This window comes from Mycobacterium sp. (genome assembly GCF_019247635.1).
Classification (GTDB): domain Bacteria; phylum Actinomycetota; class Actinomycetes; order Mycobacteriales; family Mycobacteriaceae; genus Mycobacterium.
In genome coordinates this window covers 44,855-57,606 of record NZ_JAFBAR010000108.1, presented here as the reverse complement: position 1 = coordinate 57,606, position 12,752 = coordinate 44,855, and the positions used below count along the sequence as shown (strand labels likewise).

Sequence of the window (12,752 nt, the reverse complement as noted above, 5' to 3'; positions counted from 1 at the left end):
CAACCCATCTGCGCACCCCGCCGTTCAGCACGCGTTCGACGTTAACATTTGGCCAGCTCGCAGAGGCTAACCCGACTTCGGCGCGGCAGTTACGACAGTTTGTAGGACCAGGCCCACCGCGAGCGTGATCGGCGGCTAAGATTCTGAAGAAGTCGGGTTTTTTGGGCCTGTCCGGGACGGATGTTTGGAGGAGCTGTTGACAGCCGAAGCGCCCCCGTTGGGAGAACTCGAGGCCTTCCGTCCCTACCCGGCCCGCACGGGCCCTAAAGGGAACCTTGTCTACAAGCTGATCACCACCACCGATCACAAGCTGATCGGCATCATGTACTGCGTCGCCTGCTTCATCTTCTTCTTTATCGGCGGGCTGCTCGCGCTGTTGATGCGCACCGAGTTGGCCGCCCCGGGTCTGCAGTTCCTGTCGAACGAGCAGTTCAACCAGCTGTTCACCATGCACGGCACGGTCATGCTGTTGTTCTACGCGACCCCGATCGTGTTCGGCTTCGCCAACCTGGTGCTGCCGCTGCAGATCGGCGCGCCTGACGTCGCCTTCCCACGGCTGAATGCGTTCTCGTTCTGGTTGTTTCTGTTCGGCGCCACGATCAGTATGGCCGGCTTCATCACGCCGGGCGGGGCCGCGGACTTCGGCTGGACGGCCTACACCCCGCTGACCGACGCCATCCACTCGCCGGGGCCCGGCGGCGACTTCTGGATCATGGGACTGGCCGTCGCGGGTCTGGGCACCATTCTGGGTGGGGTCAACATGATCACCACCGTGGTGTGCATGCGCGCACCCGGGATGACGATGTTTCGGATGCCGATCTTCACCTGGAACATCCTGGTGACGTCCATCCTGGTGCTGATCGCGTTCCCGCTGCTGACCGCCGCGCTGTTCGGTCTGGCCGCCGACCGCCACCTGGGGGCCCACGTCTACGACTCGGCCAACGGCGGAGTTCTGTTGTGGCAGCACCTGTTCTGGTTCTTCGGCCACCCCGAGGTGTACATCATCGCGTTGCCGTTCTTCGGCATCGTGTCGGAAATCTTCCCGGTGTTCTCGCGCAAGCCGATCTTCGGTTACACCACGCTGGTCTACGCGACGCTGTCGATCGCCGCGTTGTCGGTCGCGGTCTGGGCGCACCACATGTTCGCCACCGGAGCCGTTCTGCTGCCGTTCTTTTCGTTCATGACCTACTTGATCGCGGTACCGACCGGAATCAAGTTCTTCAACTGGATCGGCACGATGTGGAAGGGCCAGTTGACGTTTGAGACGCCGATGTTGTTCTCGATCGGCTTCATGGTCACGTTCCTACTGGGCGGTCTGACCGGCGTGCTGCTGGCCAGCCCGCCACTGGACTTCCACGTCACCGACAGCTACTTCGTGGTCGCGCACTTCCACTATGTGCTGTTCGGCACCATCGTGTTCTCCACCTTTGCCGGCATCTACTTCTGGTTCCCGAAGATGACCGGCCGGCTGCTGGACGAGCGGCTGGGCAAGCTGCATTTCTGGCTGACGTTCATCGGTTTTCACACCACGTTCCTGGTCCAGCACTGGCTGGGCGACCAGGGCATGCCGCGCCGCTACGCCGACTACCTGCCCACCGACGGCTTCCAGACCCTCAACGTCGTCTCCACGATCGGCGCTTTCATCCTGGGCGCGTCGATGTTCCCGTTCGTCTGGAACGTCTTCAAGAGCTGGCGCTTCGGCGAAGTGGTGACCGTCGACGACCCGTGGGGTTACGGCAACTCGCTGGAGTGGGCGACCAGTTGTCCGCCGCCACGGCACAACTTCACCGAACTGCCCCGCATCCGTTCGGAGCGTCCGGCGTTCGAGCTGCACTACCCGCACATGGTGGAGCGGATGCGCGCCGAATCTCACGTGGGCCGCGCGCACGGTGAAGAGGGCCACGACGTCACCAGGGTCGACGACGTAAACGTTCGTAGCTAGTCCCAGGTGAACACATCGCCGAAAGTGACGGTGTTGATCACCGTCACCGGCGTGGATCAGCCAGGCGTGACCTCGGCGCTGTTCGAGGTGCTCGCGCGCCACGGCGTCGAACTGCTCAACGTCGAACAGGTGGTGATCCGCCGCCGGCTGACGCTTGGGGTACTCGTGTCCGGGCCGCCGGAGGTCGCCGACGGCGCCGCATTGCGCGGCGACGTCGAGGCCGCCATTCGAGGTCTTGGTCTGGACGTGACGATCGTGCGCAGCGACGACGTGCCGATCATCCGGGAACCGTCCACCCACACGATCGTGGTGCTGGGTCGGCCGATCACCGCCGAGGCGTTCAGCGCGGTGGCCCGGGAGCTGGCCGCCCTGGGCGTCAACATCGACTTCATCCGCGGCGTCTCCGATTACCCGGTCACCGGCTTGGAGTTGCGGGTCTCGGCGCCGCCGGGCGTCGGGCGCCAGTTGAAGACCGCCCTGACCCAGGTTTCCACTGACGAGAGCGTCGACGTGGCCGTCGAGGACTACGGGCTGGCCTGGCGCACCAAGCGGCTCATCGTGTTCGACGTTGACTCGACGCTGGTGCAGGGCGAGGTGATCGAGATGCTGGCGGCCCGGGCCGGAGCCCAGGGCAAGGTCGCCGCGATCACCGAGGCCGCGATGCGCGGCGAGCTGGATTTCGCGGAGTCGCTGGAGCAGCGGGTGGCCACCCTGGCGGGTCTGCCCGCCAGCGTGATCGACGAGGTCGCCGATCAGCTGGAGCTGATGCCCGGTGCGCGAACCACGCTGCGGACGTTGCGGCGCTTGGGTTTTCGGTGCGGCGTGGTCTCGGGCGGCTTCCGCAAGATCATCGATCCGCTCGCGCACGAGCTGATGCTGGACTTCGTCGCCGCCAACGAGCTGGAAATCGTTCACGGAGTTCTCACCGGCCGCGTCGTCGGCCCGATCATCGACCGGCCCGGCAAGGCCAAGGCGCTGCGGGACTTCGCGCAGGAGGCCGGCGTGCCGATGGCGCAGACCGTGGCGGTCGGCGACGGCGCGAACGACATCGACATGCTGGCCGCCGCCGGACTGGGCATCGCGTTCAACGCCAAGCCGGCGTTGCGCGCGGTCGCCGACGCGTCGTTGAGCCATCCGTACCTGGATACCGTCCTGTTCCTGCTGGGTGTGACGCGAGGCGAGATCGAGGCCGCCGACGCCGTCGACGGCGTGGTGCGCCGCGTCGAGATTCCCCCCGAGTGAGTGGTCGCCCAGTGTGGCGAGCAGTCGCAAAAGCACCCGTTTCGCCCTGAAATTGGGGGCTTTTGCGTCTGCTCGCGGGCGGTACGGCACGATGGTCGAGTGCCCGAAACCGGCCTCGAAACCCACAGCCCCGCGGCCGATCCCGATCTACTGATCGACTTTCGAAATGTCGCGTTGCGCCGGCAGGGGCACACGTTGGTCGGGCCGCTCGACTGGGCCGTCGAGCTCGACGAACGGTGGGTGGTCATCGGCCCGAACGGGGCCGGGAAGACGTCCCTGCTGCGTATCGCCGCCGCCGCCGAGCACCCGTCGTCGGGCGTCGCCTATGTGCTCGGCGAGCGGCTGGGCCGGGTCGACGTCTCGGAGCTGCGGGCGCGGATCGGACTCAGTTCGTCGGTTCTGGCGCAGCGGATACCCACCGACGAAGTGGTGCGCGACCTCGTCGTCTCGGCCGGCTACGGGGTGCTAGGCCGATGGCGGGAACGCTACGAGGACGTGGACTATCGCCGCGCCGTCGACATGCTGGAAAGCCTGGGTGCCGAACACCTGGCCGATCGCACCTACGGGACGCTGTCCGAAGGTGAGCGCAAGCGGGTGCTGATCGCCCGTGCTCTGATGACCGACCCGGAACTGCTGCTGCTCGACGAACCCGCCGCCGGCCTGGACCTGGGCGGTCGCGAGGAGTTGGTGGCGCGCCTCGCGGACCTGGCCGCCGACCCCGAGGCGCCCGCCCTGGTCCTGGTCACACACCACGTCGAGGAGGTTCCGCCCGGCTTCACCCATTGCCTGCTGTTGTCGGAGGCTCAGGTGGTGGCCTCGGGCTTACTGCCCGATGTGCTGACCGCCGACAACCTGTCCGCCGCGTTCGGCCAGCGGATCGCGCTGGGCGTCGTCGACGGGCGCTACTTTGCGCGGCGGGTCCGCACCCGCGCCGCCCACCGGAGGCAGTTATGAGTTCGGCTGATGAGCCCTTGACACCGCGTCCGGCGGCGACCGTAATGCTGGTTCGCGATGCGCCCGGCGGGCTGAAGGTCTTCCTGATGCGACGGCACTCGAAGATGGAGTTCGCCCCCGGCGTGATCGTCTTTCCCGGAGGCGGCGTGGACGACCGCGACCGCAACGCAGACTTGGGCGAGCTGGGGGCGTGGGCCGGACCGCCGCCGGACTGGTGGGCGCAGCGATTCGGCACCCAACCCGGCCTGGCCGAGGCGCTGGTGTGCGCCGCTGCCCGCGAGACGTTTGAGGAATCCGGGGTGTTGTTCGCGGGGCCGGCCGACGATCCCGACGGCATCGTCCGCGACGCTTCGGTCTACGGCGATGCCCGCCGCGCCCTGGACGACCGGACGCTGTCCTTCGCCGACTTCCTGCGCCGGGAGAACCTGGTGCTGCGATCCGACCTGCTGCGGCCGTGGGCCAATTGGGTCACCCCGGAGGCCGAACGCACCCGCCGCTACGACACCTATTTCTTTGTGGCGGCGCTGCCGGAAGGTCAGCGCGCCGACGGCGACAACACCGAATCCGACCTGGCCGGCTGGACGTTGCCGCAGGACGCCATCCAGGACTTCGAAGCCGGTCGCAACATCCTGCTGCCGCCGACCTGGACGCAGCTGGATTCGCTGGGCGGGCGCACGGTTGCCGATGTGTTGGCCGTCGACCGTCAAATCGTGCCCGTGCAACCCATCCTGGAGATGCGGGGCGATAACTGGGTGTTCGAGTTCTTCGACTCCGACCGCTACCACCAGGCGCGCAAGGCGGGCGGAGCCATGACGTGGCCCCTATGAGCATCCCGTGAGCGAGTTCGTGACCGTCGTGGTCAGCGACGGCTCGCAGGACGCGGGACTGGCGATGCTGCTGCTGTCGCGGCCGCCGACCAACACGCTGACCCGACAGGTCTATCGCGAGATCGCGACGGCGGCCGCCGAGCTGGCCCGGCGCCACGACGTCGCGGCGGTGATCCTGTTCGGTGGCCACGAGATCTTCTCCGCGGGCGACGACACGGCCGAGCTGTCGACGCTGAACTCGGCCGAGGCACAGACCGCGGCTGGGGTGCGGCGCGAGGCCGTCGACGCCGTCGCGGCCATTCCGAAGCCGACCGTGGCCGCCATCACCGGCTACGCGCTGGGCGGCGGCCTCACCCTGGCCCTGGCCGCCGATTGGCGGGTCAGCGGCGACAACGTGAAGTTCGGCGCGACCGAGATCCTGGCCGGCCGGGTTCCCGCCGTCGACGGAATGGCTCGGCTAGCACGCACGGCGGGCGCCAGCAAGGCCAAGGAGCTGGTGTTCAGCGGGCGTTTCGTCGGCGCCGAGGAGGCCCTGGCGCTGGGGTTGATCGACGACATGGTGGCACCCGACGACGTGTATGACGCCGCGGCGGCGTGGGCGCGCCGATTCCTGGACAGTCCGCCGCATGCGCTGGCCGCCGCCAAGGCCGGCATCAATTCCGCCTTCAAAGCCGTGGACTAAGGCGTTTGCTAGGGCTTTTCTACAGCGCTTTTTAAGGCGTCGTCGCCGGCGATTAGGCTGCCCTGCATGACGAGGAGTACTGAGATCCCCGCTGATGCCACGCAGAAGAAGGATGTCGCCGCGGACGCCGCGCCCAACCCGCATGCCACCGCCGAACAGGTGGAGGCCGCCAGGCATGACAGCAAGCTCGCCCAGGTGCTCTATCACGATTGGGAAGCCGAGAACTACGACGAGAAGTGGTCGATCTCCTATGACCAGCGTTGCGTCGACTACGCGCGGGGCCGCTTCGACGCGATCGTGCCCGACGGGGTCATCCGCGAACTGCCGTATGGCCGCGCGTTAGAACTCGGCTGCGGCACCGGATTCTTCCTGCTCAACCTGATCCAGGCCGGAGTCGCCCGAAGCGGATCGGTGACCGACCTGTCGCCCGGTATGGTCAAGGTCGCGATCCGCAACGGGCGGGCGCTGGGGTTGGACATCGACGGCCGCGTCGCCGACGCGGAAGGCATCCCGTACGACGACGATACCTTCGACCTGGTCGTCGGGCATGCCGTGCTGCACCACATCCCCGACGTCGAGCTCTCGCTGCGTGAGGTGCTCCGGGTGCTCAAGCCCGGCGGCCGGTTCGTGTTCGCCGGCGAGCCCACCACGGTCGGCAACGTCTATGCCAGGGAGCTGTCCACCCTGACCTGGCGCGTGGCCACCAACGTCACCAGGTTGCCCGGCCTGGCCGGCTGGCGACGCCCGCAGGCCGAGCTCGACGAATCCTCACGCGCGGCCGCGCTGGAGGCCGTTGTCGACCTGCACACCTTCACCCCGGACGACCTGGAACGGATGGCCAGCAGCGCCGGCGCCGAACAGGTCCGCACGGCCAGCGAGGAGTTCACGGCCGCCATGTTCGGCTGGCCGGTCCGCACGTTCGAGGCCTCGGTGCCGCACGGCCGGCTGGGCTGGGGCTGGGCGAGATTCGCGTTCACCGGCTGGAAAGCGCTGAGCTGGGTGGACGCCAATGTGTGGCGATACCTGGCGCCGAAGGGTTGGTTCTACAACGTGATGGTCACCGGGGTCAAACCCTCCTGAGCTTCACCACCGATGACGTCAGCTACCTGCGCTCGGAGTCCGGCGCCGCGGCGCTTAGCCAGGTCGCGAAACTCGCGCTGACCGACGCCACCCAGATCGCCGACATTGCCGCGGTGCGTGCCCAATTCGGCGACCGGACGCCCGCCCTGGTGGGGACGACGCTGCTGCGCCGGCGCGCCGTGGGCAAGCTCGGGGAATTGGGGGACGTCTCGCGCTGGCTGTTCACCGACGAGGCGCTGCAGCAGGCCACCGCGGCGCCCGTCGCCCTGCATCGGGCCGAGCGGCTGGTGGGGTTGTTCGTGCACGACGCGACGTGTTCCATCGGCACCGAGACGGCCGCGCTGCGACGATCGGGTATCCGCGTCGTCGGCAGCGATATCGACCCGGTGCGGCTGGCGATGGCGCGCAACAACCTCGGCGCTGGCGCTGACCTGTGCCGCGCCGACGCACTGCGCCCGGTGACCCGCGGCACCGTCGTCGTCGTCGACCCGGCGCGCCGCAGCGGGGGGCGTCGACGCTTCAACCCGGCCGACTACCGGCCGGGCCTGGGTGAATTGCTAGCCACCTACCGCGGTCGGGGCCTGGTCGTAAAGTGCTCTCCCGGAATAGATTTCGACTATCTGGGCCGCGTCGGCTTCCGTGGCGAAATCGAAGTGACGTCGTCTCGCGGCTCGGTGCGGGAAGCGTGTCTGTGGTCGGCGGGGCTGGCCGAGCCGGGTGTGCGCCGCCGTGCAAGCGTGCTCGACAGCGCCGAACAGGTCACCGACCGCGAGCCGGACGACTGTCCGGTGCGGCCAGCGGGGCGATGGATCGTCGACCCCGACGGCGCGGTGGTCCGGGCCGGGCTGGTGCGCCACTACGCCGCTCGCCATGGGCTTTGGCAGCTCGACCCCGACATCGCATACCTCTCCGGCGACCGACTGCCGCCATCGGTACGCGGCTTCGAAATCCTCGAGGAGTTGGCATTCGATGAGCGCCTGCTACGGCACGCGCTGGCGGCGCTGGACTGCGGGACGCTCGAGGTCTTGGTTCGCGGTGTCCCGGTCGACCCCGACGCCCTGCGGCGGCGGCTGCGCCTGCGCGGCGGGCGGGCCCTCTCGGTGGTGATCACTCGCATCGGCTCCAGGGCCACCGGCCGTACGACGGCCTTCGTCTGCAGTTCGTCCCATGTAACGCCCGAGTAGGCTGGCGGCGATTACTTCTCAGGCGCCCCCGCCTCTTTTGGTCTGCGAGGACGATTCGAAACGATGCGTTGTCTCACTATCGGCACTGTGGCCGTGGCGCTGGCTGCTGGGGTCCTGGGGGGCTGGCCGCCTGCCAGCTCCAACGCGGCGCCGCCCACGTGCACGAGCCTGGGGGGCGCCGAGTCGGCTCAGATGTGCCATCTGCACGGGTCGGGCTCCACCTACACGCTCGACATGACGTTTCCCACCGACTATCCCGACGAACAGGCGCTGACCGACTACATCACGCAAAACCGCGACGGCTTCGTCACCGTCGCGCAGGGATCCCCCCGGCGCGACCAGCCCTACCAGATGGAAGCCACCACCGACCAGCACAGCGCCGGCCAGGCGCCGCACAACACCCGCAGCGTGGTGCTCAAGTTCTTCCAGGACCTCGGCGGATCACACCCGTCCACCTGGTACAAGGCCTTCAACTATAACCTGGGGACCAAGCAGCCGATCACCTTCGACAACTTGTTCGCCCCGGACGTCTCGCCGCTGGACAGCATCTTTCCCATCGTGCAGCGCGAGCTGACACACCAGACGGCGCTGGGCGCCGCGATCCTGCCGTCCACCGGATTGGACCCGACGCACTACCAGAACTTCGCCATCACCGACGACCAGCTGATCTTCTACTTCGCGCCGGGCGAGCTGATTCCGGCTGTCGCCGGCGCCACTCAGGTCCAGGTGCCGCGCAGCGCCATCCCGCCGTTGGCCCTCTAGACGGGGCCGGCCCACGACTCCATCACCGCGGCGCCGATGCCCAGCGCCACCTGCGCCGCGCAGCCGAGCAACGGGACGAAGAAGGCCACTCTTTGGCGCGCGAGGAGGGATATCGCGACGACAAGGTCCGCGATGAATACGGCGGCGCCCACCCCGAGCCCGAGGCCGATGGCCCGGTCGATCCAGGCGGGATCCCCGCACTTGCGGTAGCCGCAGGGGTCGGTGCCCATGACCAGCATGCTCAGCACGAATATGGTCGCGGCGAACACGAATCCGTGAGCCAACAGCAAGACGATGGTTACCGCGATGTCCGCCGCCCGGCCGCCGCTGCTGCGGGGGTCATGGCTGGGCTGGTAGCCGGCGGTAGCTTGGGGCTTTGCGGGGTCATCGACGGGCACCGGACTATTCCCCCCTTCACGGTCGCCGGACGCACGCCAGTCTAGGCCGGGGAGAAGCTGTAGACCTGACCGTCGCTGGTGCACACCACCACCCGGCGGTCGTTGCCTACCGCTATACCCAGCGGATATCCGGTGGCTGCGGGCAGTGGATAGCTGTTGATCGTGTGGCCGTTGGACGGATCAAAGGCCAGTAACGACATGCCCGGCGCGGCGCTGGCGACCGTGTAGCCGACGCTGCCGCCGGCCAGGCTCGACGTCGACAGCGGAGTGACGTCGTCGCGTCGCCACGCTTGGTCGGCGTGGTCGCCGGAATCGCGGAACGCCGCTAGCCGGGTATCCGGGCCACCCCCCGATACGATCAGCCCCTGGGGGGTGACGGCGGGTGGCGTCTGGGCCAGAAACCCCAGCGGCACAGACCATTTCGGCTTACCGTCGATGGCATGCAGTGCCCACAGGCGCTGGTCTCGGCCATTGACGTAGACGGTCATTCCGTCGGCGGATAGCACCGGGCTGGCCAGCACGCCCGCGCCGACGGCGTCGCTGACCCATTCGCGGGTGAGCAGCGGCGTCTGGCCCGCGTGGTACTTCAGGCCGACCAGAACCGCAGCGGGCGCGTTCGACTGCCAGACGCCGAGCACCACCATCCCGTTCGCCGTGGCGAAGGCCGGGGCCGCCGCGACCGGGCAGCCCGACCGGGCCGGCGCGCAATCCGCCAGCCCCCGCGTCGCGTCCGCGGGATCGACGCCGTCGACCAAGTCCAGTGGACTGCCGACCACGCTGCCGCGGTGCGCGTCGAACACCAGCACCTGCCCGAGGTGCGTGCTGACCAGGAGTTGGCCACCACCCAGGAACCGCGGGGTGGACGGCATCCCGATGACCGGCTGGCGCCAACGCGTCCACTGCGTGGGTGGGAAAGAATTGATCGCGCCGGGCTGACCCACGTAGAGGTTGTCGAAGCCGTCGAACAGCGGACCGCCGACGCCGCCGCCCTGGATCAGCCGGACGCACCAGCGCTGCCGCCCGTTTTCCGCGTTCTCCCACTCCATCAGCGAACATCCGGCGGGAGTCTGCGCGTTCAGTGCTAGGTAGCCGCGCGCGCTCAGCGCGGGGCCGGCCGCGAGGCTGCCCTTGACCGAACGCGTCCAGCGCAGCTCCAGCTTGGTGGCTCCGTTTACCGGGGTGTAGCTACTGTTGGCCGCGTCGCCATACTGCGCGGGCCAGCCCGCCGCCGGCGCCGCGTCGACCCACGAATCGGTGTTGCTGCAACCGCCGAGCCCGGCGGCCAACGCCACTGCGAAAGCAACCGCCAGGAGACGTCGGACGAGCACTCGGGTTTCCAGATCCTTCGGTTCGGGCGTGCAGCAATCGAATACACGTGAGGGTAACTCGTGGCCGCTCGCATCTTTCGGATTGCCCGCCTCCTCAGCCCGCCGTTCCGGGGCGCATCGTCGGCGGGCTCGGTTGGATTGCCGGCCTCCTCAGCCCGCCGTTCCGGCGCGCATCGTCGGCGGGCTCGGTTGGATTGCCCGCCTCCTCAGCCCGCCGTTCCGGCGCGCATCGTCGGCGGGCTAGGCTGTCGGCCCATGACGAGCATGTGGGGCGCGCCGCTGCATCGCCGCTGGCGCGGCGGCAGGCTCCGGGATCCGCGGCAGGCGAAATTCCTCACGCTGGCTTCGCTGAAGTGGGTGCTGCGCAACCGCGCGTACACGCCGTGGTACCTGGTCCGCTACTGGCGGTTGCTGAAGTTCAAGCTGGCCAACCCGCACATCATCACCCGGGGCATGGTGTTCCTCGGCAAGAGTGTGGAGATCCACGCCACGCCGGAACTGGCGCAGCTGGAGATCGGCCGCTGGGTGCACATCGGCGACAAGAACACCATCCGTGCCCACGAGGGCTCGCTGCGGTTCGGCGACAAGGTGGTACTCGGCCGCGACAACGTCATCAACTGTTATCTGGATATCGAGCTCGGCGACTCGGCGCTGATGGCCGACTGGTGCTACGTCTGCGATTTCGACCACCGGATGGACGACATCAATATGCCGATCAAGGACCAGGGCATCATCAAGTCGCCGGTGCGGATCGGCCCGGACACCTGGATCGGCGTCAAGGTGTCGGTGCTGCGTGGCACGTCCATCGGACGCGGCTGCGTACTCGGTTCGCATGCAGTGGTCCGCGGCGTGATTCCGGATTATTCGATCGCGGTCGGCGCCCCGGCCAAGGTGGTCAAGAACCGGCAGTTGTCCTGGGAGAGCTCGGCGGCGCAGCGCGCCGAACTGGCCGCTGCCCTGGCCGATATCGAACGCAAGAAGGCGGCGCACTGACCGTTCGCCGGCGCGCCTCGACGGGGCTCAGCCGATGGCGCGGTAGCGGCGCAGTGCCTCGGTGCGCTCGGCGCTGTGGTCGACGATCGGTTCCGGATATTCTTCCGGCCGTTGGCCATTCCGCAGATGGACGTCGTCGGCCGTGCCGAGTGCGGGAATCCAACGGCGAATGTAATCGCCTGCGGGATCGAACTTTTCGCCCTGGGTAAGGGGATTGAACACCCTAAAGTACGGCGCGGCGTCGGTGCCGCAACCCGCGCACCACTGCCACCCATGCTGGTTGTTGGCCATGTCGCCGTCCACGAGTTGATCCAGGAACCATTCGGCGCCCCATTGCCATGGCAGATGCAGATCCTTGACCAAAAACGATGCGACGATCATGCGCACCCGGTTGTGCAGAAATCCCGTCGCACGGAGTTGACGCATCCCGGCGTCGACGATCGGGAACCCGGTTTCGCCGGCTTTCCAGGCCTCGAAGCGGCGTTTGGCCTCCGCCCCGCCGTCGGTCTGGATGTCGTCGAAATCGCTGTTCCAGTTGCGCCAGGCGCTGGCCGGCCAGTGGTACAGCACGGCCGCGTAAAAGTCTCGGAATGCCAATTCCCGCAGGTACTTTCGTCCACCGGCGCTACACGGGTCCAGGTCGGCGACCATGCTGCGCGGGTGGATCGTTCCGAATTTCAAGTGCGCCGACATCCGGCTGGTGGCTTCGAGGTCCGGCCGGTCACGGTGCTCGCCGTAGCGGCTCAGCCCATCGTCGACGAACGCCGCCCATTGTGAAAGCGCCGCGGCTTCACCGCCGGTCAGCTCCAGATCTGCACCCGGGTCGGGAATTTCGCACGGGTCGAGTTTTGACTCCGACGGGTCGAGCCAGCGCCCCATGTCCGCGCCGGTCTGGGCCGGCTGTCGCCAGCGCGCGTCGGACCACCTGCGAAAGAACGGGGTGAATACCCGATACGGAGTTCCGTCGTCCTTCATGATGCGGCCTGGCGATAGCAGATACGGTGAGCCCGTCGCTATCAGCGGCACCGAACCCAGCGCCTCGCGCACCCGCGTGTCGCGGCGTCGCCCGAACGGTGCGAAATCCTCGGAGACGTGCACCGCTGTTGCGCCAATTACCTTGGCAATCAGCGGAATTCGCTGCTCGGGACGCCCGCGGACCACCAGCAGCCGACCGTCCAGGGCGTCGCGTAGCTGCCGCAGCGAGTCCCCGAGAAACTGCAACCGTCGCACCCCCGAAGACGCTTCCAGCCGCGGATCGAGGACGAAGCACGCGAGCATCTCCCCGTCGTCGGCCGCCGCGGCCAGCGCCGGGTGATCACCCAACCGGAGGTCACGCCGAAACCACAACACCGTGGGCATG

Annotated in this window: 11 protein-coding genes and 1 pseudogene; 9 read left to right on the top strand and 3 right to left on the bottom strand. The window is 67.9% G+C overall.

The features are described from left to right. The first annotated feature begins 196 nt into the window (after positions 1-196). The 8 genes and pseudogenes from ctaD (at position 197) to JO236_RS18625 (ending at position 8,673) form a co-directional block, all read left to right on the top strand. Complete coding sequence (gene ctaD, locus JO236_RS18660; protein WP_293333750.1) at positions 197-1,942, top strand: cytochrome c oxidase subunit I; 1,746 nt, start codon at positions 197-199, stop codon at positions 1,940-1,942. Positions 1,943-1,948: 6 nt separating this feature from the next. Beyond that, positions 1,949-3,184 (top strand): phosphoserine phosphatase SerB, encoded by a 1,236-nt coding sequence (gene serB / locus JO236_RS18655; protein WP_293333747.1) that lies wholly within the window; start codon positions 1,949-1,951, stop codon positions 3,182-3,184. Between the two features lie 99 nt (positions 3,185-3,283). Next, the gene (locus JO236_RS18650; protein WP_293333744.1) at positions 3,284-4,138 is read left to right on the top strand and encodes an ABC transporter ATP-binding protein; all 855 of its coding nucleotides are present in this window, start codon (positions 3,284-3,286) and stop codon (positions 4,136-4,138) included. Then, positions 4,135-4,965 (top strand): NUDIX hydrolase, encoded by an 831-nt coding sequence (locus JO236_RS18645; protein WP_293333740.1) that lies wholly within the window; start codon positions 4,135-4,137, stop codon positions 4,963-4,965. Before JO236_RS18650 ends, JO236_RS18645 begins: the two co-directional genes overlap by 4 nt. 7 nt (positions 4,966-4,972) lie before the next feature. Then, positions 4,973-5,635: pseudogene (locus tag JO236_RS18640) on the top strand (enoyl-CoA hydratase); the annotation flags it as partial. Between the two features lie 78 nt (positions 5,636-5,713). Then, the gene (locus tag JO236_RS18635) at positions 5,714-6,727 is read left to right on the top strand and encodes a class I SAM-dependent methyltransferase (protein WP_293333737.1); all 1,014 of its coding nucleotides are present in this window, start codon (positions 5,714-5,716) and stop codon (positions 6,725-6,727) included. After that, positions 6,685-7,911, top strand: a complete 1,227-nt coding sequence (locus tag JO236_RS18630) for a THUMP-like domain-containing protein (protein WP_293333809.1) — start codon at positions 6,685-6,687, stop codon at positions 7,909-7,911. Before JO236_RS18635 ends, JO236_RS18630 begins: the two co-directional genes overlap by 43 nt. 63 nt (positions 7,912-7,974) lie before the next feature. Beyond that, complete coding sequence (locus tag JO236_RS18625; RefSeq protein WP_293333734.1) at positions 7,975-8,673, top strand: esterase; 699 nt, start codon at positions 7,975-7,977, stop codon at positions 8,671-8,673. Here JO236_RS18625 and JO236_RS18620 read toward each other — a convergent pair. Beyond that, entirely contained in the window at positions 8,670-9,155 is a 486-nt protein-coding gene (locus tag JO236_RS18620) for a DUF6264 family protein (protein WP_323802177.1), read from the bottom strand. The genes JO236_RS18625 and JO236_RS18620 overlap by 4 nt on opposite strands. Beyond that, the gene (locus JO236_RS18615; RefSeq protein ID WP_293333728.1) at positions 9,113-10,399 is read right to left on the bottom strand and encodes a PQQ-binding-like beta-propeller repeat protein; all 1,287 of its coding nucleotides are present in this window, start codon (positions 10,397-10,399) and stop codon (positions 9,113-9,115) included. Before JO236_RS18615 ends, JO236_RS18620 begins: the two co-directional genes overlap by 43 nt. A gap of 255 nt (positions 10,400-10,654) precedes the next feature. Here JO236_RS18615 and JO236_RS18610 point away from each other — a divergent pair, with 255 nt between their 5' ends. Next, positions 10,655-11,392 (top strand): acyltransferase, encoded by a 738-nt coding sequence (locus tag JO236_RS18610; RefSeq protein ID WP_293333725.1) that lies wholly within the window; start codon positions 10,655-10,657, stop codon positions 11,390-11,392. 27 nt (positions 11,393-11,419) lie between these two features. On the opposite strand, the gene JO236_RS18605 is transcribed toward JO236_RS18610, so the two are convergent. Then, a complete protein-coding gene (locus JO236_RS18605) occupies positions 11,420-12,751 on the bottom strand; it encodes a cryptochrome/photolyase family protein (protein ID WP_293333722.1) in 1,332 nt (443 codons plus the stop codon). Position 12,752 lies beyond the last annotated feature (1 nt).

Bases quoted from the DNA above. Each gene is read 5' to 3' on its own strand.
- JO236_RS18610 (WP_293333725.1), top strand. From the start codon at position 10,655: ATGACGAGCATGTGGGGCGCGCCGCTGCATCGCCGCTGGCGCGGCGGC.
- JO236_RS18625 (WP_293333734.1), top strand. From the start codon at position 7,975: ATGCGTTGTCTCACTATCGGCACTGTGGCCGTGGCGCTGGCTGCTGGG.
- JO236_RS18645 (WP_293333740.1), top strand. From the start codon at position 4,135: ATGAGTTCGGCTGATGAGCCCTTGACACCGCGTCCGGCGGCGACCGTA.
- JO236_RS18635 (WP_293333737.1), top strand. From the start codon at position 5,714: ATGACGAGGAGTACTGAGATCCCCGCTGATGCCACGCAGAAGAAGGAT.
- JO236_RS18605 (WP_293333722.1), bottom strand. From the start codon at position 12,751: ATGCCCACGGTGTTGTGGTTTCGGCGTGACCTCCGGTTGGGTGATCAC.